This window comes from Micromonospora sp. DT201, from assembly GCF_049841575.1.
In the GTDB taxonomy this organism is placed as follows: Bacteria; Actinomycetota; Actinomycetes; order Mycobacteriales; family Micromonosporaceae; genus Micromonospora.
On record NZ_JBNCKP010000004.1, the window covers coordinates 187,048 to 211,609 of the forward strand.

Below are 24,562 nucleotides of genomic sequence, written 5' to 3' on the forward strand. Positions count from 1 at the left end.
TATGCTCGCTCACGCGATCGCTCCGCTTCGCTCCGCGATGGCGCGACGCGTCACGGTGCTGAGCCTGCTGGTTCGCTCGCGACGCTCGCTCACGGGTGGGCCACCCGTCCGCGGGCGACCAGCCAGAGGAACAGCGGGCCGCCCAGCACTGCGGTCACCATGCCGACCTGAAGTTCGCCCGGGCGGCCCAGCACCCGGCCGAGCACGTCGGCGCCGAGCAGCAGCACCGGCGCGAGCACCGCGCTGTACGGCAGTAGCCAGCGCAGGTCCGGGCCGGTCAGCGCGCGAACCAGGTGCGGCACGAGCAGCCCGACGAAGACGATCGGGCCACACGCGGCGGTCGTCGCGCCGCAGAGCAGGGTGACCGCGACGATCACGGCGGCGCGGATCAGCGCGGGTCGAGCGCCCAGCGCTCTGGCCGCGTCGTCGCCGAGTGCGAGGGCGTTCAGCGGGCGGGCGGCGGCGAGCGCCACCAGCAGGCCGACCAGGATGAACGGCAGCACCCGGGTCACGGTCGCGGAGTCCGCGCTGGCCAGCGAGCCGACCGTCCAGAACCGCAGTCGTTCCAGCGAGGCGGTGTCCAACAGCATCACCGCACTGACGTACGAGTAGAGGGTGGCGTTGAGCGCGGCGCCGGCCAGTGCGAGGCGGGACGGGGTTGCGCCACGCCCACCGCCGACGACGTAGACGAGCGCGGTCACCACCGCCGCGCCGAACATCGCGAACCACACGTACCCGCCGACAGCGGTGACGCCGAGGAAGGCGGCGGCGGTGGCGACGGCTGCGGACGCGCCGGCGTTGATGCCGAGCAGTCCTGGGTCAGCGAGGGGGTTGCGGGTGAGGGCCTGCATGACCGCTCCGGCCACGCCGAGCGCGGCGCCGGCAAGCAGCCCGAGCAGCGTACGCGGCAGGCGCATCCGGTGCACCACGGCGTACTCGGTGGCGTCGTGGTGCAGCAACCCGGACCAGGCATCGGCGAGCGGCATGGCCTTCGCCCCGACCGCGATGCTGAGCACCACGATCAGGCCGAGCAGTGCCACGGCGGCGACCAGGCCGACGGCGCGGGCCGCCTGACGGCCGCGCCGCGCCGGGGGCGCGGGCGTGTCCCTGCGCGGCACAGGCGGTGCCGGAATCGTGACGGTGGGTGTGGCGTCCAGTGTGGGCTCCGGAGTTGTGGCGTGGCGACGAACCGCTGTTGACAATGACCGAGGTTAGGCTAACCTAACCCCGCTGCCCCGGTCGACCCCGACAAACTCTGATCGAAAGACAACACCATGCCCGATGCCCTGTCCGCTCGCCGCCTCTCCCGCCGTGGCCTTCTGGCCGCCGGTGGCGTCGCCACGCTGGCCGCCCTGCTCGCCGGTTGCGGCAAGGACGACACCGCAAAGCCCGCCGCCAACAGCGGAAGTGGCCCCTGGTCGTTCACCGACGACCGCACCAGGAAGATCGAACTGGCGACCCGTCCGGCTCGTGTGGTGGCCTTCACCGGCGTGGCGGCAGCACTGATCGATTTCGGTCTCGACAAGCAGCTCGTCGGCGTGTTCGGTGAAACCAAGCGTGCCGACGGCACGGCCGACCCGCAGGCCGGCGAGCTGAACATCGAGGCCGTCGAGATCCTCGGCAACGTGTGGGGCGAGTTCAGCCTGGAGAAGTACGCGGCGCTGCGTCCCGAGCTGCTGGTCACCCACATGTACGACCCGGACGCCCTCTGGTACGTGCCGGACGAGAGCAAGGACAAGATTCTCCCGCTCGCGCCCAGCGTGGCGATCACCACCGCCCGCGTGCCGATGACCAAGCCCATCGAGCGGTACGCCGCGCTGGCCGAGTCGCTCGGCGCGGACCTGTCCGCGAAGAAGGTCACCGACGCGAAGGCCCGCTTCGACGCCGCCTCCGACGCGGTTCGGCAGGCGGTCAAGGCCAACCCCGGGATCACGGTGATGGCCTGCTCCGGCAGCCCCGATCTCTTCTACGTCTCCAATCCGAAGGTCAGCACCGACCTGATGTACTTCGCGGAGTTGGGCGTCGACATCGTGATCCCCACCAAGCTCGAAGCCGGCGACTACTTCGAGGCGCTGAGCTGGGAGAGCACCGGTAAGTTCCCGGCCGACCTGATCCTGCTGGATAACCGCAGCACCGCACTCCAACCCAAGGACCTCACCGCCAAGCCGACCTGGCAGCAACTGCCGGCGGTCAAGGCCAACCAGGTGACCCCGTGGGATGCGGTGCCCCGCTTCTCGTACGCCGGCTCCGCGCCGTTACTGGAGAACCTCGCCACCGCCATCCGCGCCGCGAAGAAGGTCAGCTGACGCCATGACTGTGCCGACGTACCCCGTCGAGACCACCGCGCCGCCCCCGGCGTCAACCGCCGCGCGGGCCCAACTGCTGCATGGCGGCTCCGTCGAGCAATACCGGCGCACGATCGCCGACGGCGTCGACCGGGTTGCCCGCCGGGTGGCCACCGTGGATCGCCCCGGCACCGGAATCACCCCGGCCGAGCTGGCCCCCCTGGTCGACCGGGTGGACCTGGACCGGCCGCTGGGCGACGCCCGCGCCGCGCTTGACGAGTTGGAGGACGTCTACCTGCGCGACGCCGTCTGGTTCCACCACCCCCGCTACCTCGCCCACCTCAACTGCCCGGTGGCGATCCCGGCGCTGCTCGGCGAGGCGGTGCTCACCGCCGTGAACTCGTCACTGGACACCTGGGACCAGAGCGCCGGGGCCACCCTCATCGAGCGACGGCTGATCGACTGGACCGCCGAGCGGATCGGCCTCGGTCCCGGCGCGGACGGCATCTTCACCAGCGGCGGCAGCCAGTCCAACCTTCAGGCGCTGCTGCTGGGGCGGGAGGAGGCGTGCCGCGAGGCGATCGGCCCGGCGGCGCGCGCCGAGCTGCTGCCCAGGCTGCGCGTCCTCACCTCCGCGGCCGGTCACTTCAGCGTGCAGAAGTCGGCCAAGCTGCTCGGCCTCGCCCCGGACGCGGTGATCGCGGTACCCACCGACGCCCGGCGGCGGATCCGCCCGGCCGCCGTGCGCGAGGAGATCGCACGGTGCCGGCAGGACGGGCTGGTGGTGATGGCCGTCGTGGCCACCGCCGGCACCACCGACTTCGGCTCCATCGACCCGCTCACCGACCTGGCCGGGATCTGCGCGGCGGCCGACGTCTGGCTGCACGTCGATGCCGCGTACGGCTGCGGTCTGCTCGTCTCACCGACGCGGCGGCACCTGCTCGACGGCATCGAGCGGGCCGACTCGGTGACCGTCGACTTCCACAAGGCGTTCTTTCAGCCGGTCAGTTCCAGCGCCCTGCTGGTCCGCGACCGGCGGGCGCTGCGGCACGCCACCTACCACGCCGACTACCTCAACCCGGCCCGGATGGTGGAGCAGCGAATCCCCAACCAGGTCGACAAGAGCCTGCAGACCACCCGACGTTTCGACGCGCTGAAGCTCTGGCTGACCCTGCGGGTGATGGGCCCGGACGCGCTCGGCGCGCTCTTCGACGAGGTGGTCGACCGGGCCGCCGACGCCTGGCAACTGGTCAGCGAGGACCCCCGCTTCGAGGTGGTGACCCGCTCCGAGCTGAGCACGGTGGTCTTCCGCTACCTGCCCACCGGCCCGGGTCGGGAGCTGGCCGACGCCGCCAACCTGCACGCCCGGGAGGCCCTCGCGGCGTCCGGCCTTGCCGTGGTCGCGGGGACCCGGGTCGACGGCCGGCACTTCCTCAAGTTCACCCTGCTCAACCCGGCCACCACCGTCGACGACGTCGGCCACGTGCTCGACCTGATCGCCAGTCACGCCGGCCGGTACGTGCACGACCACGTCGCCGCCGACCTGACGTGTCCCGTCGGCTGACGCCGATGAACCTGCACCTGGGCCTGGAGGGCCGGATGTCCACCCACGACTTCATCGCTATCGGGCTCGGCCCGTACAACCTGGGTCTGGCCTGCCTCACCGCGCCGATCGACGAGCTGGACGGGGTGTTCCTGGAGGCTCGACCGAGCCTCGCCTGGCATCCCGGCATGCTGCTGGAATCGGCCCGACTGCAGACCCCGTTCATCGCCGACCTGGTCAGCCTCGCCGACCCGACTTCGCCGTACTCCTTCCTCAACTACCTCAAGGAGATCGGCCGGCTCTACCCGTTCTACATCCGGGAGAGCTTCTACCCGCTGCGCAGCGAGTACGACGCGTACTGCCGGTGGGCGGCGGCGAAGCTGCCAAACCTGCGCTTCGGTCAGACCGTGACCACCGTGGAGTACGACTCCGTCGACGAGCGGTACGTGGTGCGGGCCAGCACCGGCACGGGGGAGACCGTCGAGTATCGGGCCCCGCACCTGGTGCTCGGCACCGGCACCCCACCGCACCTGCCCGACGCGGTCGCCGACCTGCCCGGTGACGCCGTGCACAACTCCCGCTATCTGGAGCACCGGACGGCGCTGCGCACCAAACGCAGCATCACCGTGGTGGGCAGCGGGCAGAGTGCCGCCGAGATCTACCACGACCTGCTCGGCGACATCGACAGGTACGGCTACCAGCTCAACTGGGTGACGCGTTCGCCGCGGTTCTTCCCGCTCGAATACACGAAGCTGACGCTGGAGATGACCTCACCGGACTACGTGGACTACTTCCACGCGCTGCCCGAGGCGACCCGCTACCGGCTGGAGTCGGAGCAGAAGGGCCTGTTCAAGGGGATCAACGCCGACCTGATCAACGACATCTTCGACCTGCTGTACGCGCACAGCGTCGACGGACCGGTGAACACCCGCCTGCTCACCAACACCGAGCTGGTCAGCGCCGGTTACCAGGACGGGGCGTACACCCTGGGGTTGCGTCAGGTCGAGCAGGAGCGGGACTACGCGCTGCGTACCGAAGGGTTGGTGCTGGCCACCGGTTACCACTACCGGGTGCCGGAGTTCCTCGCGCCGGTGCGCGATCAGATCCGCTGGGACGCGCACGGCCGTTTCGACGTGGCCCGCAACTACAGCATCGACCACAGCGGGCGGGGCATCTTCCTGCAGAACGCCGGCACCCACACGCACAGCATCACCTCACCGGACCTGGGCATGGGCGCCTACCGCAACTCCTGGATCATCCGCGAGCTGCTCGGCCGGGAGCACTACCCGATCGAGAAGAGCATCACCTTCCAGGAGTTCGGGGTGTCGTCGTGAGCGTCGTCTTCACCCGCGCCGACGATCGGCTCGGTGAGTTCGCGCTGCGTACGCTCGACCCGAACGCCGACGCCGCGCTGTTGCACACCTGGGTGACCCACCCGAAGGCGGCGTTCTGGCTGATGCAGGACGCCGATGAGGCCCAGGTGTCCCAGGAGTACCAGCGGATCGCCGACCACCCGCACCACGACGCGTACCTCGGGCTGTGGCGGGGGAGTCCCGCGTTCCTCGCCGAACGCTACGACCCGTCCCACGTCGAGCTGGTCGGCCTCTACGACCACCAGCCCGGCGACGTGGGCATGCACTTCCTCTGCGCACCCGTCGGCACTCCGGTGCACGGCTTCACCCGGGCGGTGCTCGGCACGGTCATGACCTGGCTCTTCGCCGACCCGGCGACCAGGCGGGTGGTTGTCGAGCCGGACGTCCGCAACACCGCGGTGCACGCGTTGAACGCCGCCGTCGGCTTCGAGGTCGTCGGCCCGATCGCCAAGCCCGAGAAGGACGCGCTGCTCAGCGTCTGCACCCGGGCGCAGTTCCAGAACGCCGCCGCCGACCGCGCTGCCGCCGATCGCGCTGCCGCCACCCGAACCGAAGGAGCCCCGGCGTGACCACCACCGCCGTCCCCACCCACCCGCCCGTCGCCACCGCGCACAGCGCCTCCGGCGACCCGGTCGGGCATCTCACCCCGCAGCGCTGGGCCCGGGCCAATCGGCTGCTGGTCCGCAAGGCACTTGCCGAGTTCACCCACGAACGGCTGCTCACCCCGGAGCCCGTGTCCGGCCCCGACGATCGGCAGTGGTACGAGGTCCGCAGCGACGACGGCGCGGTCACGTACCGGTTCGCGGCGCGGGTGCTCGCCCTGGCGCACTGGCAGATCGACGCGGACAGCATCACCCGGCACCGCGACGGCACGCCGCTGCCGCCGGACGCGGTGGACCTCATCGTCGAGCTGCGTGACGCCCTGGGGCTCTCCGCGCGGGTGCTCCCGGTCTATCTGGAGGAGATCACCTCGACGTTGGCCGGCACCGCGTACAAGCTGGCCCAGGCCGCGCCGACCGCCGCCGAGCTGGCCGACGCGGACTTCCAGACCATCGAGACGTCGATGACCGAGGGGCACCCCTGCTTCGTTGCCAACAACGGCCGGCTCGGCTTCGGCGTCGACGAATATCATCGGTACGCGCCGGAGGCCGCAGCCCCGGTCCGGCTGGAGTGGCTCGCCGCGCACCGCGACCACTCGACGTTCAGCAGTGCCGCCGACCTCGACTACGACACGCTGATCGACGGCGAGCTGGACGCGGGAACCCGGGCCCGGTTCACGGCCACGATGGCCGACCTCGGCCTGGACCTCGCCGACTACCACCTGATCCCGGCGCACCCGTGGCAGTGGTGGAACAAGCTGGCCGTCACCTTCGCCGGGGAGTTGGCCGCGCGCCGGCTGGTGCACCTCGGCCCCGGCCCGGACGTGTACCTCGCCCAGCAGTCCATCCGGACCTTCTTCAACGTGACCGCGCCGAGCCGGCACTACGTGAAGACCGCACTGTCGGTGCTCAACATGGGTTTCATGCGCGGGTTGTCGGCCGCGTACATGGCGGCCACCCCGGCGATCAACGACTGGCTGGCCGACCTGATCGCCAATGACGAGGTGCTCACCGGCACCGGTCTGACCGTCATCCGGGAGCGGGCCGCGGTGGGTTACCGGCATCGGCAGTACGAGGCGGCGACCGAACGCACCTCCCCGTACCGGAAGATGTTGGCCGCTCTGTGGCGGGAGAGCCCGGTGCCCGCGCTGGCGCCGGGGCGGCGACTGTCCACGATGGCCGCCCTTCTGCACGTGGACAGCGAGGGTGGCTCGCTGGCGGCGGCGCTGATCGACCGGTCCGGGCTGACGCCCGAGGTGTGGCTGCGCCGCTACCTGGACGCCTACCTGACCCCGCTGCTACACAGCTTCTACGCCCACGATCTGGCCTTCATGCCGCACGGCGAGAACGTCATCCTGGTCCTCGACGAACAGGACATCGTCGAGCGGGTGATCTTCAAGGACATCGCCGAGGAGATCGCGGTGCTGAACACCGAGGTCGAGTTGCCCGCCGAGGTGGAGCGGATCCGCGTCGACGTGCCCGACGACACCAAGCTGCTGACCATCTTCACCGACGTGGTGGACTGCTTCCTGCGGCACCTGAACGCGGTGCTCGTCGAGGTCGGTGTGCTCCCCGAGGACGACTTCTGGCGTACGGTCGCGGCCTGTGCCACCGACTACTTCGACCGGGTTCCGCACCTGGCCGAGAGGGTACGCCACTACGACCTGTTCGCACCGGAGTTCACGCTGTCCTGCCTCAATCGACTCCAGTTGCGCGACAACCAGCAGATGATCGACCTGGCCGACCCGTCGGCCGCGCTCCAGTTCGTCGGGACCCTCACCAACCCGCTGGCCGCCCACGCCCCGGCCCGGTGACATTTGCCGCGGCCGGGCCGCGCTCAGTCGGTCGTCTCGGCCGTTCCCGCCCCGCGGAACGCGTGGGCCAACCGGGCGAGGTCGAAGCTCTCGAAGTGCTGGAGGAACCGTCGGCGGATGGCGGCCAGGTGACTGGGCCAGGACTCCTCCAGTCGGGCGAAGCCCGCGTCGGTGAGAACGGCGTTCCAGCCCCGGGCGTCCTCCTCGCAGCGTTCCCGCTTGACCAGGCCCTGCGTCTCCAGCCGGATGATGGTGCGGGTCATGCCGCTGAGCGAGAGGTAGCAGGCCGAGGCGAGCTCGTTCATCCGCATCCGCCGAACAACCACTCCACCTCGGGTGCCCTGAAGAACGCGATCGACTTCCTGTACGCCGAGTGGAACAACAAGGCCGTCGGCTTTGTCAGCTACGGCTCGGTGGGCGGCGCGCGCGCCGTGGAGCACCTGCGTCTGATCTCCGGTGAGCTTCAGATGGCCGATGTGCGTGCGCAGGTCGCGCTGTCGCTCTGCGCCAGGCCTGATCGTTTCGTGCACTACCGGAGACGGCCGCGGGATTCCTCCCGCGGCCGTCCTGGACCTGGCTAAAGTCTGTCCTTGTGGCCACCCCTGAGCTGCGGCAACTGCGATACTTCCTGGTCCTCGCGGAGGAGCTGAGCTTCACGCGGGCCTCCGGCCGCCTGATGATCGCCCAGCAATCCCTGTCCCAGCAGATCACCGCCCTGGAACGCACCCTCGGAGTGAAGCTGTTCGACCGTGACTCCCGCGGCACCACCCTGACCGACATCGGCGCCCTGTTCGTGCCCGAGGCGAGAGCCGTGCTGGACCGCGCCGACGAAGCCGTCGCCGTCGTGGGACGGGCCCTGCGGGGCGAGGTCGGCACCCTCCGGCTCGCCTTCCTGACCACCGTCGCCAACCACCTCCTGCCCCCGGTGGTCCGGGCCGTGCGCGACCAACTTCCCGATCTTCACCTGGCTACCGAGTCCACCAGCATCGCGTCCCTGGTCCAGGGCGTCCTCAGCGGCCACTACGACGCCGCCTTCACCCGGACCACGCTCGTTCCCGGCCTGCAATCCAGACAGCTGGCGACCGAACCGGTGTGCGCTGTGCTGCCCGAGGGCCACCCGCTCGCCGGCCGCGGTGAGCTGAAGCTCGCCGACCTGGCGGACGAACCGTGGGTGACGACGCCGCGCAGTTCCTGGGAACCCTGGCACCACGCCTTCGAGGACCAGTTCCGGGAAGCCGGCTTCGTACCGAACATCGTCCAGGAGGAAGCCAGCGTGCAGAGCCTCCTCGGCCTGGTCGCCGCCGGGCTCGGCGTCACCCGGCTCGCCAGCTCGGCAGCCAGCCTGCGCCGCACCGGCGTGGTGTTCGTCCCGCTGACCGGCGCCTACGCGCAGACCGAGATGGTGTGGCTGCCGGGCAACACCTCACCCGCCCTGCGCCGGCTCCTGGATGTGGTCACGGAACTCGCGGCAACGACCGATCTCACCACGACCGGCTGACGACCGCACCAACTATCCTCATCGCGATGAGTCGACCTGTCGCCGCTGGCCGGGCTCCACTGTGGCGGGACCGCACCTTCGGCACCTACTGGGTGGCACAGTCCCTCTCCGCAGCCGGCGACTCGTTCGCCTACCTTGCGGTGCCGCTCCTGGTCCTCCAGGCGACCGGGTCGGTGGCGCAGATGGGTCTGCTCACCGCCGTGGCGGGGGCGGCGTCCGTCGCCGCCGGGATCTTCGGCGGGGTGCTGGTCGACCGGTACGACCGCCGCACCCTGATGATCGTGGCGGACCTGGTCCGGTTGCTGCTCTACGGCCTGGTGCCACTGGTCTGGCTCGTCGGCCCACAGGTCTGGCTGCTCTTCGTCGTGCTGCCGATCTGCGAGGCGGCCGGCATGGTGTTCCAGGTCGCCGCGGTTACCGCGGTCCGCAACCTTGTCGACTCCGACCGGATCACCGAGGCCAACGGGCGGCTGCAGGCGACGTACGCCGCGACGGCCGTCCTCGGGCCACTGCTCGCCGGCGTGGTGTCGGCCCGCTTCGACCCGGCGATCGCCATCGCCGTCAACGCGGCGAGCTTCGCGCTCTCCGCGACCGGTCTGTGGCTGATCCGACTACGACCCGCGCGAGCCGACGATGCCGCACCGGCAACCCGGGAGAGGGCGCTGGCCGAGTTTCTCGCCGGGGCGCGGTTCCTGTGGCGACAGCCCGTGCTCCGCGCGCTGACCGTCCTGCTGTCGGTCTTCATCTTCCTGACCTATGGCTTCACCGACGTGCTGATCTACCACGTCACACACGACCTCGGCGGCTCCGAAGGCACCGTCGGCATCGTGCTCGGCCTGGCGGCGCTGGGCACGGTCGCCGGCGCGCTGCTGGTAGCCCCGCTGCGCCGTCGTCGCGGTTTCGGCCCGACCTGGATCGGCGCACACACGATCTGCGGCTTCGCGGTGGCTGGCGTCGGCATCGCGGCGACCGTGCCGGCGGTCACCGCGCTGACCGCGGTGTATCTGTGCTGCCTCAGCGTCGGCGGGATCTGTTCGATGTCGCTGCGCCAGGAGATCACCCCCGACCACCTGCTCGGCCGGGTCACGTCGGCGTTCTGGAGCACGCACTACGCCCTCGGCCCGATCGGCGCCGCCACGCTGACCTGGGCCGCCGGCCGGTACGGCGTTCAGGCGGTCACGCTCGTGGCGGGGGCGGGGTGCCTGCTGGTCGCGGTCGGTGGCCTCTTCACCCCGATCCGCCGCGCCGGCGTGCTGCCGGAGGGTCCACCTGCCGCCGTCCTGGCGGATCAGGCGGGTCAGCCTCCGGTGGAGCATTCGTCGACAGCATGAGCTAAGTGGTCGGCTCCGGAAGTCCTTCGGGGGTTGACCGGAACACTGGTCTTGTGGAGTGTCTGCGGGTCGGTAGCGGACCGGACGTGCGACCGGTGCCCGTGCGTGCGGCGACCGGTGTAGTGAGGCGTCTATGAGGGCGGTGTGGGGCGTGGTCTAGGACGCGCCGTCGCTGGCAGTCTCGCTGCGGTGCGGCTCCAGGCGGTCGATTGCTTGCTCGCTCCATGCCCGGATGACTGATGCCTGCTCGGGGGTCAGTGAGTTGAGGACGTGGCGGCGGATGTTGCCGCCGTGCACGAGGATGGCATTCTGGGCGGCGCGTCGGCCCTCAGTGGTCAGCCCGATCCCGGCGCGGCGACCATCGGCCCCGTACTGGGAGCGTTTGACGAAGCCGCGCTTTTCCATGCGCGTCAGCTGATGCGAGACACGGCTCTTGTCCCAGCCGAGCGACTCGGAGAGCTCGCCGACGCGCATCTCGCGGCCGGCGGCCTGTGACAGGGTGACCAGGACGCTGAACTCGGCCTTCGAGATGTCGCAGTCACGCTGCAGACCACGCTCCAGCTCCCTGGTGAGCAGGCGCTGCGCGCGCATCCAGGCATCCCAGAAATCCCACTCCTCGGGTTCCAGCGGTCGAGTCTCCATATCGCCGAGGATACCGCGACCAGCGGAGTTGTCACTTCAACTCTTTCCGATCTAGAGTTGATGTGACAACTCTGCTGGAAGGAATCCCATGACACTCCGCATCGCAGTCATCCTCGGAAGCACCCGCCCCGGACGCCGGGGCGACCAGATCGCCGCCTGGGCGCTCAAGGCCGCCCGTGCCCACGGTGGAGCCGACTACGAACTCATCGACCTCGCCGACTACGAGCTCGGCAACCTCGACGAGCCCGGCAACCCGACCCTCCAGCAGTACAGCCATGAGCACACCCGCACCTGGGGCGCGCTCATCGACAGCTTCGACGGCTACGTATTCGTCGTCCCCGAGTACAACCACTCCTACCCCGGAGCCCTGAAGAACGCCCTGGACTACGTCTACCGGGAGTGGAACGACAAGGCCGCCGGGATCATCAGCTACGGCGGCTGGGTCGCCGGAGCCCGAGCCGCCGAGGCGCTGCGGCTCGTCCTCGCCGAACTCCAGGTGGCCACGGTCCGCGCCCAGCCCACCATCTCGACACACCCCTCGTTCCACACCGGCACCTTCGTCCCCCAGGAGGGCCTCGACACCGCCATGGGCAGCATGCTCGACCAGGTGATCGCCTGGTCCGGCGCCCTGCGAGCGGTCCGCGAGGCCAAGACGCAACCGGCCACGGCTGCATGAGGCCCGCTTCGTGGCCGATCACGGGACAGGACGCAGCGAGCTGACGGACGCGGCATGGGAGGCGCTGAAGCCCCTACTGCCAGCAGCCGAGGGACCCGTCCGTCCGTGGCGCGACCACCGACAGGTGATCAATTGCGTGTCATGGCGGTAACGCACAGGTGCTCCCGAGCGTGACCTGCCGGAATCCTGTACACCGCCCCGGAAGATGGGCCGCCCTCCGTCCATGCCCGTGCGCTCCGCCGTGCCCGTGGAACTGACCGCCTCCGAACGCCACCGGCTCAAGAAGATGGCCTATGGCCACAAGACTCCGCACCAGGCACGGCAGCGGGCGACGATCGTGCTCCTGGCAGCACGAGGCCGCAGCAACGCCCGGATCGCCGCCGAAACCCGCCTGCACGTGGACACCGTGCGCCGCTGGCGCGGCCGGTTCGCGGCCGGCCGGATGCCCGCCCTGGCCGACCGCAAGCGGTCGGGGCGGCCCCCGACCTTCACCGCGCTACAGATCGCCGAAGTCAAAGCACTCGCCTGCCAGTTGCCCACCGAGTCCGAAACCCCGCTCTCGCGCTGGTCCTGCCCCGAACTCGCGCGCGAGGCCGTCACCCGGGCCATCACCGACACGATCTCCGCCTCCACTGTGCGCCGCTGGCTCAAGAACGACGCGCTCAAGCCCTGGCAACACCGCTCCTGGATCTTCATCCGCGACCCGAACTTCCGCGCCACCGCCCAACGTGTCCTGGACCTGTATGCCCGCGTCTTCGACGGCGTCCCGCTCGGCGAAGACGAGTACGTCATCTCCGCGGATGAGAAGACCTCCATCCAGGCCCGCTGTCGCTGCCATCCCACCCTCGCCCCGGGCCAGGCCCGCGCGATGCGCGTCAACCACACCTACGGGCGAGGCGGAGCCCTGGCCTACCTGGCCGCCTACGACATCCACCGGGCCGAAGTCTTCGGCCGCTGCGAACAGACCACTGGCATCGTGCCGTTCATGAAACTGGTCGAGCAGGTCATGACCACCGAGCCCTACGCCAGCGCGAAACGCGTGTTCTGGATCGTCGACAACGGCTCCTCGCATCGCGGCAAGTCGGCCATCGACCGCCTGACCTCCAGGTTTCCGAACGCCGTCATGGTCCACACGCCCGTCCACGCCTCCTGGCTGAACCAAGTAGAGATCTTCTTCTCCATCGTGCAGCGCAAGGTCGTCTCACCCAACGACTTCACCGACCTCGACGAGGTCCGAAAACGGCTCCGCGCATTCGAAGACCGCTACAACGTCACGGCACAGCCGTTCCAGTGGAAGTTCACCACCACCGACCTGGACGATCTGCTGACCAGACTCGACCGACACACAATCATCGACCGACAGGAAGAATCCTCCGCCGCTCTCGTGGCATGAGTAACCCCCGAAGGACTTCCGGAGCCGACCACTAAGACACGAGTGAGCTGGGCTCCCGCCGACATGTCCCGCGCTGCCTGTCGAGCTGCCCCAGACGTGGGGCAGGCAGGATCGTGGCCTGCCTGCCTGCCTGCCTGCCTGCCTGCCTGCCTGCCTGCCTGCCTGCCGGCCTGATGTGCGTCGCGGGTCTGCCTGATCTGCGCCGCCGGCCTCCGGTGAGCGACCGGTGTGATCGCCGACCGGAGCGGTCTGCCCCACTGCTGGGGCAGCTCTACAGGCACTCACCGGTACACCCCACCCGCCAGCCGTGGTCCGCCGCCCGCTGGCGCGCCCGGTCGGAACTCCTGGTACATGACGTGCAGGCCGACCCGGCCGAGGGTGAGGTGACGAAACGCGCCCAGGTCAGCGCGTCGCGGCACAGCGTTCAGTCGTCGGCGAGTGCGGCCAGCTCCGAATCCAGGAGCGCCGCGAGCCGGGCGTGTCGCTCCGGGTGGCTCTGCGGGGTCATGCTGCGGCTGGGCATCTCGACTGTCATCAGCAGGTACAGGTGCAACCGGTAGAGACCGAGCCGCCGGCGCGCCGAAACGTCCAGCACCAACGGCTCGGCGGCGGTGGCCTGATAACCGCGCAGCAGGGGATGCCCCGGGTCGTCCTCGATGCGTCGCAACAGCACTGGCGAGACCAGGTCCAGCAGCGGGTCGCCGTAGAGGAACCGTTCGCCGTCCACCAGCCCGCACAGCCGCAGCCGGCCGTCCGAATCAGGCGCCGCCAGCACGTTGCCGTCCCAGCAGTCGAAGTGCAGCAGCGCTGGGCGGCGCACCTCGTCCAACACGTCGGCGTGCCGCCCCACCAGCGCGTGCAGTCGCTCCGGGGTCACCGGCAGCCGGACGTTCCACTCGGTCGCGTCGGCCAGCAGCGCGTCGAGCATCGCCGTGAACGCGATCCGCCAGGTCGACCCGCCAGCCCGGCCGCCGTCGTACCCGAACCGGTCGCCGGTGACCCGATGCAGCGCGGCGAGGGCCACCCCGAGGTCGTACCGCGCCGGGCCGTCGTCGACCGCGACGCCGGCCACAGCCAGCTCGTGCAACGACCGGCCGGGCAGCAGCGCGGTGACCAACCATTCGCCGTACGCCGGGTCGGTGCCGTGATCCCACACCAGGGGTACGGGTACCTGCGGCGCGTGTTCGGCGACGAGTCGGAAGTAGCGTGCTTCGGCGGCGCAGAGCCCTCGTTCGTAGCGCAGCAGTGGCGTCCCGACCGGTGGGGCCAGCTTCAGCACCACCCGGCGGTCGTCGTCGAGCAGCGCCCACCAGACCGTCGCGTACCCGCCGCCGACCAGCGGACCGGCGTCGCGAACCCGGGTGTGCGACCCGAAGGACACACGAACCAGGTACGCCACGTCGTCGCTCGTGATCTGACGCTGCGTCGGGCTAACCCCGGTCACAATGCGGTGTCACCCCGCCGCGCGCGCGGCGCCGAACCTGCCGAGGCGCGAGCGGAATGCGGGACGGGACCAGCGGTGTCACGGCGGACCAACTCGGCGGGGAGCACCTCGACCCGGGGCGTCGGTGCCCCGCTGCCGAGCACCAGGGACATCGCCCGCACGCCCATGTCGACAAGCGGCAGTCGCACGGTGGTCAGCGCCGGAGTCACGTCCCGGGCGATCGGCATGTCGTCGAAGCCCACCACGGAGACCTGCTGCGGCACGGCCAGCGAGCGGGCCCGCAGGGTGGCGAGCGCGCCGATGGCCATCGAGTCGTTGAGCGCCACGATCGCGGTCAGCCCCGGGTCGGCGTCGAGCAGGCGGGCGGTCGCCTCGGCGCCGCCGTCGCGGTCGAACTCGGCGTACCGGATGCGCCGTTCCGGCAGGTCGCGGCCCTGCTCGGTGAGGGCCTGCCGGAAGCCGGCCAGCCGGTCGGTCGTGGTCGTGAGGATGCGCGGGCCGGCGACCACGCCGATCGCCCGGTGCCCCAGCCCGCACAGTTCCCGCCCGGCGAGGTAACCGCCGGCCCGATTGTCCGGCATCACCGCGTCGCCGGAGTGTTCGTGCCGGCCGATCACCGCGACCCGGCCTCCGGTCGCCTCGTACGCGGCGAGCTTCTCGTTGAGCTGCCGGGTGAACGCCTCGTCGTGATAGCCGGAGCCGGCCAGGATCAGCGCCGCGACCTGGTGGCCGCGCAGCAGCTCCACGTACTCCAGCTCACGATCTGGGTCCCGGTAGCTGTTGCAGATCATCAGCAGCCGGCCCTGGTCGCTGGCGACGCGTTGCAGGCCTCGGGTGATCTCGGCGAAGTACGGGTCGGAGACGTCGTGCACGATCACGCCGACCGCGCTGCGGTGCGAGCGGGCCAGCAGTTGGGCGTGTGCGTTCGGCACGTACTGCAGCTCGGCGACGGCGGCGAGCACCCGCTCGCGCAGCTCGTCGGTGACCGGCTTGCTGCTGCCGTTGATCACACGGGAAGCGGTGGCAGGTGAGACGCCCGCGCGACGCGCCACATCGGACAGGGTCGCCATGGCCCGCCCCCTCGATCTGTTGACGGCGTTTCGTCGTGCCGGCTAGCGTCACGGTACCGCAGAGAAAGCCCTTTCCCGCAGGGAGGCCGGCCGTGTCCGATCGCATCGCCGCCCCGCTGCCCGGCGGCATCGGGGTCTCCCGGCTGCGCGTCTACGACACCGTCGCCCCAGACGGCTCGGTGGGCGGCACTCCGCACGTGCACCTGTGCTGCACCGAGGGGTACGTGGTGACCGACGGCGAAGGCGCGGTGCAGACCCTGACCAGCTCTGGTTTTCGGGAGACTCCGCTGCGGCCGGGCGCGGTGGTCTGGTTCGAGCCGGGCACCGTGCACCGCCTGATCAACGGGGGCGGTCTGACCATTGTGGTGCTCATGCAGAACAGCGGTCTGCCCGAGGCCGGCGACGCGGTGCTGACGTTCCCGCCCGACGTGCTGGCCGATCCGGCCGCGTACGCCGCCGCGGTGGCGCTGCCCAGCGGGGGAGCGCCGGGTGCCGACGTGCGCTCCGCGTACCACCGGAGGGATCTTGCGGTGACCGGCTTCCAGGCACTGCGGTCTGGTGGTCCGGCGGCGCTTGCCGCGTTCCATGCCGCCGCGATCGCGCTGCGTCAGCCGCTGTTGGCGCGGTGGCGGCAGCGGTGGGAAGCCGGCGCTGGCCGCGCCGCCGCCGGCACCGACGCGCAGCTCGACGCCCTCGAACGGGGGGATCCCGGTCATCTGGGCGAGGCGGGGGTGTACGCGGTGGACGAGCCGATCGAGCGTGGTCGGTTGGGCATGTGTGGCCTGCTCGACACCTATCCGGCGGCGGTGTAATCGTCCACGCACGACGGTTGTTGAGTCGGTCGGACATCGGCGGAAATAGATCGAGGAAAGGCCTTGCCTGGCATTGATGGGCCGCCTACGCTCCTGGAAAGCGTTTGCCTGATCCGCCGACCGGCCCCTCCCGTGTACGTCGGGCCGGGCCCCGAGGAGGTTCCGCGTGACCGAGAACGTTCTGGACACGGCGGGCCGGAGGGCTGCGGACACGGCCACCGGCGGCGACAGGCCATCCACCGTGGCCGGGCCACCACCCGGCACCGGTGGCCGCCCACCTCGGCCGACGCTCGGTCGCCGGGCTGTGACGTTCGCCGACTCGCTCTGGCGCCCGGCGCTGGTGCTCGCGGCCTTCGTCGCCGCCTGGTGGTTCGTGGCCGCCCGCGAGTACGTCCCGAACTACCTGGTGCCCACGCCCGGCCAGGTCTGGGAGACGATGACCGGGCAGTGGTCCGAGTTGGCCCGACACACCCTGGTCACCCTCTACGAGACAGTGCTCGGCTTCGTGCTGGCCGCCGCGTTGGGTCTGGCCACCGCGGTCGCCATCGCCTACTCGCGCACCCTGGACAAGGCGCTCTACCCGATCGTCCTCTTCGCACAGGTCATTCCGAAGATCGCCATCGCGCCACTGCTGGTGGTCTGGTTCGGCCTCGGCCTCACTCCGAAGATCATCCTGGCGGTGCTCATCGCGTTCTTCCCGGTGGTCATCTCCGGCGTGGCGGGGCTGCGCTCCACCGACCCGGAGCTGCTCGATCTCGCCGCCACCATGGGCGCCGGGCCGTGGCGCACCTTCCGCAAGATCCGATTCCCGAACGCGTTGCCGCACCTGATGGCCGGCCTGAAGGTGGCCGTCACCCTCGCGGTGGTCGGTGCCGTGGTCGGGGAGTTCGTCGGCGCCAGCGAAGGGCTCGGCTACGTCCTGTTGCTGGCAAACGGCAACCTCGACGCCCCGCTGCTGTTCGCCGACCTGATCCTGATGTCCGCCATCGGCATCGTCCTGTTCGTCCTGGTCGAGATCGCCGAGGCACTGCTCATCCCCTGGCACGCCAGCCGTCGGGCCGGCGTGTCACTCACCACCTCCTGACCGACCCCATCACGGAGGCACCGATGAAACGCACCGCCACCACGATCCTGGCCACCGCCGCCCTGCTCCTCGCCGCCACCGGCTGCGGCGGGGACGACTCCGCCGGCAAGACCGGCGCCGACGGCAGCAAGCAGGTCACCCTCACCCTCAACTGGGTGCCCTACGGCGAGCACGCACCGTTCTACTACGGCCTGCAGAAGGGCTACTACTCCGCCGAGGGCATCGACCTGAAGATCCTGCCGGGCAACGGCTCGGGCAACACGGTCAAGCAGGTCGCCCAGAAGCAGACCGACTTCGGGTGGGCGGACAGCCCGGTGCTGCTCAAGTCGGTGGCCAGCGGGATGCCGGTGCGCAGCCTCGGCGCGTACCTGGAGAAGGGCCCCTCCTCGGTGGAGTTCTTCACCGAGGAGAACATCAAGACCCCGGCGGACCTCAAGGGCAAGACCGTCGGAGGCACCCCCGGTGACGCCCTCTACGCGACCTTCCCGGCCTGGCTGGAGAAGAACGGCCTCAAGAAGGACGACGTCAAGGTGGTCAACGTCGACGCCGCCGGCAAGATCGCCGCGCTGGCCGAGGGCAAGGTCGACGCCATCATGGGCTTCTTCCACGATCAGGCACCGACCATCGAGAGCAAGACCGGCAAGAAGGTCGACGTGCTGCTCTTCGCCGACTACGGGATGAACCTGCTCGGCACCGGCCTGATCGTCAACACCCAGACCCTGCAGAAGGACCCGGAGTTGGCCCGCAAGTTCGTCCGGGCCACCCAGAAGTCCTGGGCCGACGCCGCCCGGGACCCGGCCGGTGCGGTGAGCGCCATGACCGCGCTCGCCGAGAACGAGCCCGCGCCCGAGGTGCTCACCGAGCAGCTCGCCCTCAACCTGCCGCTGCTCGGCGCCGACGGGCCACCCGGGGTGAACACCGACGCCCAGTGGGCCGAGACCATCGACCTGATGTCCCGCTACGCGGAACTGAAGGACCCGGGCGAGCCCAAGGCGTACTGGGACTCCTCGTACGCGGCCCAGGGGTGACCCGGTGACCGCCGCGCCGGCCGCCACCGGCACCGCCATCGGTTTGTCCGGAGTGACTGTCCGGTTCACCTCCCGACGGTCGCAGACCACCGCGCTGGACGACGTGTCACTGGACATCGAGCCGGGCGAGTTCGTCACCATCGTCGGCCCGTCCGGCTGCGGCAAGTCCACCCTGCTGAAGATCGTCGCGGGGTTGGTCAAGCCGACCAGCGGGGCGGTGTCGCTGCTGGAACGCCCGGTGCGCGGCCCGCAGAAGGAGATCGGCTTCGTCTTCCAGAAGGCCGCGCTGCTGGAATGGCGCGGTGCGCGGGCCAACATCCTGCTTCAGGCCGAGATGCGGGGCATGGACCGGGCGCAGGCGGCCCGCCGCGCCGACGAGCTGATCGAGATGACTGAGCTGACCGGCTTCGAAAAGGCGTTGCCCCACGAGTTGTCCGGCGGCATGCAGCAGCGGGTGGCGCTCTGCCGCGCGCTGCTGCACTCCCCGCCGGTGCTGCTCATGGACGAACCGTTCGGCGCCCTGGACGCGCTGACCCGGGAGCAGATGAACGCCGAACTGCACCGGATCTGGCGGGAAACCGGCACCACGGTGGTGCTGGTCACCCACTCCATCGCCGAGGCGATCTTCCTCGGCACCCGGGTCGTCGTGATGAGCGCCCGGCCCGGCCGGATCATCGGCACCTTCCCGGTCGAGCTGCCGGCGCACCGCGACTACGCGCAGGTGATGTCGGACTCCCGCTTCGACCGGCTCGCCACCGACCTGCGTGGGTTGCTCGGCAGCGCGGCCGCCAACCACTGAGCGCGGATCGGCACGACCAGCACGACGGAAGGAACATCATGACCCGCAGGTCGATCGGCATCATCGTCAACGGAGTGACCGGAAGGATGGGTTACCGGCAGCACCTCGTCCGCTCGCTGCTGGCCATCCGCGAATCCGGCGGCGTGACGTTGGCCGACGGCACGACCATCTGGCCGGAACCGGTCCTGGTCGGGCGCAACGAGACGAAGCTCCGGGAACTCGCCGAACGGCACGGGTTGACCGACTGGACGACCGACCTGACCTCGGCGCTGGCCCGCGACGACGTCGAGATCTACTTCGACGCCCAGGTCACCCAGCAGCGGGAGAAGGCGATCAGGCGGGCCATCGAGGCGGGCAAGCACATCTACACGGAGAAGCCACTCGCTGAGGACACCGCCACCGCGCTCGACCTGGCCCGGGCGGCGGACGCGGCCGGCGTACGCACCGGCGTCGTGCAGGACAAGCTCTTCCTGCCCGGTCTGCGCAAGCTCAAGCGTCTCATCGACGGCGGCTTCTTCGGCCGGATCATCTCGGTGCGCGGCGAGTTCGGCTACTGGGTGTTCGAGGGCGACTGGCAGCCCGCGCAGCGGCCGTCGTGGAACTATCGGGCCGAGGATGGCGGCGGCATCGTGGTGGACATGTTCCCGCACTGGCACTACGTGCTGGAGGAGCTGTTCGGTCGGGTCAACGCCGTCTCCTGCGTGACCGCCACCCACATGCCCGAGCGGGTCGACGAGGCCGGTCAGGCGTACGCGGCCACCGCCGACGACGCGGCGTACGCGATCTTCGAACTCGACGGCGGCGTGATCGCGCAGATCAACTCCTCCTGGACCGTGCGGGTGTACCGCGACGAACTGGTGGAGTTCCAGGTCGACGGCACCGAGGGCAGCGCGATCGCCGGGCTGCGCAACTGTCGGGTGCAGCATCGGGCGGTCACCCCGAAGCCGGTGTGGAACCCGGACCTGCCCGTCACCGAGGACTTCCGCGCCCAGTGGGCCGAGGTGCCCGACAACGAGGAGTTCGACAACGGCTTCAAGGCGCAGTGGGAGGCGTTCCTGCGGCACGTCGTGGCCGGTGAGCCGTTTCGGTGGGACTTCCTGGCCGGCGCGCGCGGCGTGCAGCTCGCCGAGCTGGGGTTGCGGTCGGCCCGCGAGGGCGGTCGCGTCGAGGTGCCGGAGCTGCACTCGTGACGGCGGAGGTCGTGTTGCCCGGCGGGCGGCGGCACCGGCTGGCCGGGGGAAGTGGGTTCGCCCGCCCGGCCGCACCCGCGACCAGCCGGATCGCGTACGCCGCCGCGCACGTGGTCGCCGACCCGAGGGCGGAGAACGTGCCGGGTGCCCCTGCGGCGGTGGACTGGGACACCACGCTCGCCTTTCGGCGGCACCTCTGGTCGTACGGGCTGGGGGTCGCCGAGGCGATGGACACCGCCCAGCGGGGGATGGGGCTGGACTACCTGGCCACCCGGGAGTTGATCCGTCGCAGCGCCGCCGAGGCCCGCGCGGTGGGTGCGCGGATCGTCGCCGGCGTCAACACCGATCAGCTGCCGCCCGGCCCGGCCACCCTGGCGGCGATCCGGGCCGCGTACACCGAGCAGCTCGAAGACGTGCGCGCCGCCGGCGCCCAGCCGGTGCTGATGTGCAGCCGGCACCTGGCCGCCGCCGCCCGGGGCCCGGAAGACTACCTTCGGGTGTACGACGAGCTGCTGACCGCCGCCGAGCAGCCGGTGGTGCTGCACTGGCTGGGCCCGATGTTCGACCCGGCGTTGACCGGCTACTGGGGTGCGGCCGACCTGGACCTGGCCGCCGACACGGTCACCGAGCTGATCAAGACGCACCAGTCCAAGGTGGACGGCATCAAGGTGTCGCTGTTGGACGCGGGCCGAGAGGTCGAGCTGCGCCGACGGCTACCGGCCGGGGTACGCCTCTACACCGGCGACGACTTCCACTACCCGGAGCTGATCCGGGGTGACGACGTCGGTCATTCCGACGCGCTGCTCGGGGTGTTCGCGGCCATCGCACCGGCCGCCGCCGCCGCGCTGGCTGCCCTCGACCGGGGGGACCTGGCCGCGTACGACGAGATCTTCGCCCCGACCGTGCCGCTGGCCCGGCACCTGTTCGCGGCCCCGACCTGGCACTACAAGACGGGGATCGTCTTCCTGGCCTGGCTGGCCGGGCACCAGGACCATTTCACGATGGTCGGCGGCGCGCAGTCCGGCCGGTCCCCGGCGCACCTGGCGACCCTGCTCACCCTGGCCGACGCCGCCGGGTTGCTGCCGGACGCCGATCTGGCCGCCGCCCGCGCCCGGGCGCTGTTTACGGTGGCGGGTGTCCGGCAATGAGCGGGCTGGAGCGGTTCTCGTTCAACCAGGCCACCGCTCAGCATTGGCCCCTGCCGGACGTGGTGGCCGGGTGTGTGGCTGCCGGCGTACCGGGCATCGGATTGTGGCGGGAGCCCGTCGCGGAGCACGGGCTGGCCCGTTCCGCGAAGCTGGTCCGCGACGCCGGCCTCGCCGTCACCTCGCTGTGTCGGGGAGGCTTCTTCTCCGCCGACGACTGGCGGGCGGAGAACCTGCGGGCCATCGAGGAAGCGGCCACGCTGGGCGCACCGGAGCTGGTGCTGGTCTCCGGCGGGCTGCCGCCCGGCAGCCGGAACATCGACGGCGCCCGCCGTCAGGTCGCCGACGCGATCGGCGAGTTGGCCCCGCACGCCGCGGCGGCCGGGGTACGGCTGGCCATCGAGCCACTGCACCCGATGTTCGCCGCCGACCGCTGCGTGATCGCCACCCTCGGGCAGGCGCTGGACATCGCCGAACGGTTCGACCCAACGGTCGTCGGTGTGGTGGTCGACGCGTACCACGTGTGGTGGGACGACACCGTGTACGCGCAGATCGAGCGGGCCGGCCCACGAATCGCCGCGTTCCAGGTCTGCGACTGGGTGACGCCGCTGCCGGAGGGGGTGCTGCTCGGCCGGGCGCTGCCCGGCGAGGGCTGCATCGAGCTGCGCCGGCTGCGCGAGGCGGTGGACGCGGCCGGGTATGTCGGCCCGATCGAGGTGGAGGTCTTCTCCGCCGAGGTGTGGGCGCGTCCGGGCGCGGAGGTGCTGGACGCGGCGATCGCCGGCTACCTGGACCACGTTGTCTGAGGTTCTCGAACGGTGTTGGCCGGCGGCGGTTGGGGCCTGGCTGGGCATCGGCACCGCGCCGGCCACCCTGGTGCTGGGTGCGGCGATGGCTGCCCGGCACGGCGGCGCGGTGCCGGTGGCCGGGCTGCTGGTCGGCGCGGCACTGATGGCGGCGCTGCTCTGGGGGCAGGGCCGGATCGGTCTGCGCCGGCCCCTCGGCGACGGTCAGACGCTGACGGCGGTGCTGCCCGCGTACCTGGGGGACACCTCGCGGCTGCTGCTGGCGGCGGTGCTGACCGTGTCGATGGTCGGCCTGGAACGGGTTCAATGTCGGGCTCGGCGGGGCCTCCCTGGCCGCGTTGACGCATCTGTCGGCCTGGGCCCCTTGCTCAAGATCTGCGCAACTTCAGGGATGGTGCTGCCTCTGCCGCACGTGAGGCAGCAACTTCGGTGAACTTGCTGCCTCATGTGCGGCACACGTGAGGTCGCTGTCGCGCATCGGCGATGTGTGCGCTGGCGCCCTGTCCAGGATCAGTGAGACGGCAACGCGAGACAGCAGGTGGGACTGGACAGGCAGGCGGTCTACTTTTCCGCTTTGTTGCGGGTGCTGAGGTTCCCGGCGGTCGACGCGGGGTTCAAAGGTGGCCAGGAAGGCGTCACCCGCCATTGGGGCGGCATCGCCGCCGATCGCGGCAGAAGCCCCGCTCGGTGACCTTTGGGTCGGTACGTGCAGGGTCGAGCCGTCAGGCGTACGAGGGCCGGCGCGGCTCCAGCAATTCGGTCACGTCGCCACGGTCGAGCACTTCGATCAGTGCGTCTGTGCCACGTTCGACCTTGACCGCTATCTCCTCCGGGTGCAGAGGGATCAGCGCGAGCAACGCGATCTGTATGCCGCCGGGCACCGCGATCGTGCGAGCCTCGGGCGGCACACGCAGCATCGGCGTGACAACGACTCCGGCGAACGGGGTGTCCGTAGCGTACGGCTGCGCGGGATCGCCGTTCGGCACGGAATGCCATTCGCCGATCCAGCTCCCATACTCGTGCGGCAGCCGGGCCACCTGTTTGAGGACTCGCAGCGGCCAGCCGGCCGGGTCATCGTCCAGCCCGGTCAGCCGAGTCAGCGGCCAGTCCGCCGGCAGGCACAGCATCAGTTCGGCGTACGGGCTGATGCCATGGCCCTCGGGGACCGTCATCGGCCGCTCACTCATCCCCGACGTGATCAGCGTCCGGTAGGGGCGTTCCTCGGTGGGTGCCACGACAAAGACATGCACGCCGACCAGGTGCGACGCAATCTCGTGGTAGACGAACTCGACAGGCCCGAAGTGTTCCTCGCTGTGCCGGTCGACGGCCTCGGCGAAGCCCCGCTGCGGCCCTTGCGCCGGTACGAACCCGTCATGCAACGGCTGATGACGGAGGACTCCTGACCCGCGCGGCTCGTTCATGACAACGCAGCCTAGGCCAAGATCCATCGAGGGGAAGACCCCCGTCATTCACATCGATGAGATGAATCAGTAGCCCGGTTCGTCGCCCGCGGCCAGCCGGGCCGCGGCCTCGGCGGGCGTGTCGTCGTAGCCGGGCCGAGCCAGGAGCACCGATTGGAAGAAGCGGCCCTGCTCGTCGTCCGGGTCGTCTTCCTCGCTGAACGGCCGCCACAGCGCGAGGTGCAGCTTTCGCGCGGTGAACCCGTCGTCGTCCTCGTTCGGCACGATGTCGATATGGCGACGTAGGCGTTCCACGACCTCCAGCGCCGGCAGCCCGAAGACATCGACGTCGCGGTAGCGCACCACGTCCTGCTCGTGCGGACGCCACATCTCGATCGCGTTGACCCGGCCCCGCGTCGGCCCGACCCCGAACCCCACGCTGAACCCCAGCCCGCTCGGCAGATGCAGGACCAGTTCGCCATGGACGGTCGGCGTCAGCCGGCCGAGCGTTTCGAGCGCCCCGCGGGCCTCGTCGATCGTCATGCCGAGCGAAAGCGGACCCACCCCGCGCGGTGGATCGAGCACGAACTCCATTTACTGATCATCGCAACCGGCTCACGGGCGCACGCA

25 protein-coding genes and 2 pseudogenes are annotated in these 24,562 nt (G+C 70.5%); 19 read left to right on the top strand and 8 right to left on the bottom strand.

Going from position 1 to position 24,562, the window contains the following annotated elements; all coding sequences use genetic code 11:
- Nucleotides 1–89 precede the first annotated feature (89 nt).
- Nucleotides 90–1,202 carry a FecCD family ABC transporter permease gene (locus ACLQ28_RS10320; RefSeq protein WP_425685991.1) on the bottom strand — a complete coding sequence of 371 codons (1,113 nt, stop codon included), beginning with the start codon at nt 1,200–1,202 and terminating at the stop codon, nt 90–92.
- Nucleotides 1,203–1,274: 72 nt separating this feature from the next.
- On the opposite strand from ACLQ28_RS10320, the gene ACLQ28_RS10325 reads away from it, so the two are divergent.
- The 5 genes from ACLQ28_RS10325 to ACLQ28_RS10345 are packed head-to-tail and all read left to right on the top strand — an operon-like array spanning nt 1,275 to nt 7,614.
- Entirely contained in the window at nt 1,275–2,306 is a 1,032-nt protein-coding gene (locus tag ACLQ28_RS10325; RefSeq protein ID WP_425685992.1) for an ABC transporter substrate-binding protein, read from the top strand.
- Nucleotides 2,307–2,310: 4 nt separating this feature from the next.
- Nucleotides 2,311–3,849 carry a pyridoxal phosphate-dependent decarboxylase family protein gene (locus ACLQ28_RS10330; RefSeq protein WP_425685993.1) on the top strand — a complete coding sequence of 513 codons (1,539 nt, stop codon included), beginning with the start codon at nt 2,311–2,313 and terminating at the stop codon, nt 3,847–3,849.
- Nucleotides 3,850–3,884: 35 nt separating this feature from the next.
- Nucleotides 3,885–5,162 (top strand): lysine N(6)-hydroxylase/L-ornithine N(5)-oxygenase family protein, encoded by a 1,278-nt coding sequence (locus tag ACLQ28_RS10335; protein WP_425686255.1) that lies wholly within the window; start codon nt 3,885–3,887, stop codon nt 5,160–5,162.
- Nucleotides 5,159–5,770 carry a GNAT family N-acetyltransferase gene (locus tag ACLQ28_RS10340; RefSeq protein ID WP_425685994.1) on the top strand — a complete coding sequence of 204 codons (612 nt, stop codon included), beginning with the start codon at nt 5,159–5,161 and terminating at the stop codon, nt 5,768–5,770. Before ACLQ28_RS10335 ends, ACLQ28_RS10340 begins: the two co-directional genes overlap by 4 nt.
- Nucleotides 5,767–7,614: an IucA/IucC family protein gene (locus tag ACLQ28_RS10345; RefSeq protein WP_425685995.1), complete on the top strand. Its 1,848-nt coding sequence runs from the start codon at nt 5,767–5,769 to the stop codon at nt 7,612–7,614. The genes ACLQ28_RS10340 and ACLQ28_RS10345 overlap by 4 nt, the downstream gene beginning before the upstream one ends.
- Nucleotides 7,615–7,637: 23 nt before the next feature.
- Here ACLQ28_RS10345 and ACLQ28_RS10350 read toward each other — a convergent pair whose 3' ends face one another.
- On the bottom strand, nt 7,638–7,925 hold the full coding sequence (locus tag ACLQ28_RS10350; RefSeq protein WP_425685996.1) for a MarR family winged helix-turn-helix transcriptional regulator: 288 nt from the start codon (nt 7,923–7,925) through the stop codon (nt 7,638–7,640).
- Here ACLQ28_RS10350 and ACLQ28_RS10355 point away from each other — a divergent pair.
- The 3 genes and pseudogenes from ACLQ28_RS10355 to ACLQ28_RS10365 form a co-directional block, all read left to right on the top strand.
- A pseudogene (locus ACLQ28_RS10355) lies at nt 7,926–8,114 on the top strand (NADPH-dependent FMN reductase); the annotation flags it as partial.
- A gap of 92 nt (nt 8,115–8,206) precedes the next feature.
- Nucleotides 8,207–9,112 carry a LysR family transcriptional regulator gene (locus ACLQ28_RS10360; protein ID WP_425685997.1) on the top strand — a complete coding sequence of 302 codons (906 nt, stop codon included), beginning with the start codon at nt 8,207–8,209 and terminating at the stop codon, nt 9,110–9,112.
- A gap of 26 nt (nt 9,113–9,138) precedes the next feature.
- The gene (locus tag ACLQ28_RS10365) at nt 9,139–10,443 is read left to right on the top strand and encodes an MFS transporter (RefSeq protein ID WP_425685998.1); all 1,305 of its coding nucleotides are present in this window, start codon (nt 9,139–9,141) and stop codon (nt 10,441–10,443) included.
- 156 nt (nt 10,444–10,599) lie between these two features.
- On the opposite strand, the gene ACLQ28_RS10370 is transcribed toward ACLQ28_RS10365, so the two are convergent.
- A complete protein-coding gene (locus ACLQ28_RS10370; RefSeq protein WP_030512601.1) occupies nt 10,600–11,085 on the bottom strand; it encodes a MarR family winged helix-turn-helix transcriptional regulator in 486 nt (161 codons plus the stop codon).
- A gap of 88 nt (nt 11,086–11,173) precedes the next feature.
- On the opposite strand from ACLQ28_RS10370, the gene ACLQ28_RS10375 reads away from it, so the two are divergent.
- The 3 genes and pseudogenes from ACLQ28_RS10375 to ACLQ28_RS10385 all read left to right on the top strand — a co-directional run bounded on the left by ACLQ28_RS10375 (nt 11,174) and on the right by ACLQ28_RS10385 (nt 13,154).
- The gene (locus tag ACLQ28_RS10375) at nt 11,174–11,761 is read left to right on the top strand and encodes an NADPH-dependent FMN reductase (protein ID WP_030512600.1); all 588 of its coding nucleotides are present in this window, start codon (nt 11,174–11,176) and stop codon (nt 11,759–11,761) included.
- A gap of 10 nt (nt 11,762–11,771) precedes the next feature.
- Nucleotides 11,772–11,909: pseudogene (locus ACLQ28_RS10380) on the top strand (transposase); the annotation flags it as partial.
- Between the two features lie 75 nt (nt 11,910–11,984).
- The gene (locus ACLQ28_RS10385) at nt 11,985–13,154 is read left to right on the top strand and encodes an IS630 family transposase (protein WP_425685999.1); all 1,170 of its coding nucleotides are present in this window, start codon (nt 11,985–11,987) and stop codon (nt 13,152–13,154) included.
- Between the two features lie 281 nt (nt 13,155–13,435).
- On the opposite strand, the gene ACLQ28_RS10390 is transcribed toward ACLQ28_RS10385, so the two are convergent.
- The 3 genes from ACLQ28_RS10390 to ACLQ28_RS10400 are packed head-to-tail and all read right to left on the bottom strand — an operon-like array spanning nt 13,436 to nt 15,668.
- Entirely contained in the window at nt 13,436–13,573 is a 138-nt protein-coding gene (locus ACLQ28_RS10390) for a hypothetical protein (RefSeq protein ID WP_425686000.1), read from the bottom strand.
- A 5-nt stretch (nt 13,574–13,578) separates the two neighbouring features.
- Nucleotides 13,579–14,598, bottom strand: a complete 1,020-nt coding sequence (locus ACLQ28_RS10395; protein WP_425686001.1) for a phosphotransferase family protein — start codon at nt 14,596–14,598, stop codon at nt 13,579–13,581.
- The gene (locus ACLQ28_RS10400; RefSeq protein WP_425686002.1) at nt 14,595–15,668 is read right to left on the bottom strand and encodes a LacI family DNA-binding transcriptional regulator; all 1,074 of its coding nucleotides are present in this window, start codon (nt 15,666–15,668) and stop codon (nt 14,595–14,597) included. Before ACLQ28_RS10400 ends, ACLQ28_RS10395 begins: the two co-directional genes overlap by 4 nt.
- Before the next feature lie 92 nt (nt 15,669–15,760).
- On the opposite strand from ACLQ28_RS10400, the gene ACLQ28_RS10405 reads away from it, so the two are divergent.
- The 8 genes from ACLQ28_RS10405 to ACLQ28_RS10440 all read left to right on the top strand — a co-directional run bounded on the left by ACLQ28_RS10405 (nt 15,761) and on the right by ACLQ28_RS10440 (nt 22,965).
- Complete coding sequence (locus ACLQ28_RS10405) at nt 15,761–16,480, top strand: cupin domain-containing protein (protein ID WP_425686003.1); 720 nt, start codon at nt 15,761–15,763, stop codon at nt 16,478–16,480.
- A gap of 166 nt (nt 16,481–16,646) precedes the next feature.
- Nucleotides 16,647–17,564, top strand: coding sequence for an ABC transporter permease (locus tag ACLQ28_RS10410; RefSeq protein WP_425686004.1), 918 nt, complete (start codon nt 16,647–16,649; stop codon nt 17,562–17,564).
- Nucleotides 17,565–17,587: 23 nt separating this feature from the next.
- Nucleotides 17,588–18,592: an ABC transporter substrate-binding protein gene (locus tag ACLQ28_RS10415; protein WP_425686005.1), complete on the top strand. Its 1,005-nt coding sequence runs from the start codon at nt 17,588–17,590 to the stop codon at nt 18,590–18,592.
- Nucleotides 18,593–18,596: 4 nt separating this feature from the next.
- Nucleotides 18,597–19,391, top strand: a complete 795-nt coding sequence (locus ACLQ28_RS10420) for an ABC transporter ATP-binding protein (RefSeq protein ID WP_425686006.1) — start codon at nt 18,597–18,599, stop codon at nt 19,389–19,391.
- 38 nt (nt 19,392–19,429) lie between these two features.
- The gene (locus ACLQ28_RS10425; RefSeq protein WP_425686007.1) at nt 19,430–20,581 is read left to right on the top strand and encodes a Gfo/Idh/MocA family protein; all 1,152 of its coding nucleotides are present in this window, start codon (nt 19,430–19,432) and stop codon (nt 20,579–20,581) included.
- A complete protein-coding gene (locus ACLQ28_RS10430) occupies nt 20,578–21,729 on the top strand; it encodes a dihydrodipicolinate synthase family protein (RefSeq protein ID WP_425686008.1) in 1,152 nt (383 codons plus the stop codon). The genes ACLQ28_RS10425 and ACLQ28_RS10430 overlap by 4 nt, the downstream gene beginning before the upstream one ends.
- Nucleotides 21,726–22,532: a sugar phosphate isomerase/epimerase family protein gene (locus ACLQ28_RS10435; protein WP_425686009.1), complete on the top strand. Its 807-nt coding sequence runs from the start codon at nt 21,726–21,728 to the stop codon at nt 22,530–22,532. Before ACLQ28_RS10430 ends, ACLQ28_RS10435 begins: the two co-directional genes overlap by 4 nt.
- The gene (locus tag ACLQ28_RS10440; protein WP_425686010.1) at nt 22,525–22,965 is read left to right on the top strand and encodes a hypothetical protein; all 441 of its coding nucleotides are present in this window, start codon (nt 22,525–22,527) and stop codon (nt 22,963–22,965) included. The genes ACLQ28_RS10435 and ACLQ28_RS10440 overlap by 8 nt, the downstream gene beginning before the upstream one ends.
- 289 nt (nt 22,966–23,254) lie before the next feature.
- Here the strand turns inward: ACLQ28_RS10440 and ACLQ28_RS10445 are convergent, their stop codons facing one another.
- Both ACLQ28_RS10445 and ACLQ28_RS10450 read right to left on the bottom strand, forming a co-directional pair.
- Nucleotides 23,255–23,953 (bottom strand): suppressor of fused domain protein, encoded by a 699-nt coding sequence (locus ACLQ28_RS10445; RefSeq protein ID WP_425686011.1) that lies wholly within the window; start codon nt 23,951–23,953, stop codon nt 23,255–23,257.
- Between the two features lie 66 nt (nt 23,954–24,019).
- Nucleotides 24,020–24,526, bottom strand: a complete 507-nt coding sequence (locus ACLQ28_RS10450) for a hypothetical protein (RefSeq protein WP_425686012.1) — start codon at nt 24,524–24,526, stop codon at nt 24,020–24,022.
- Between the last annotated feature and the right edge of the window lie 36 nt (nt 24,527–24,562).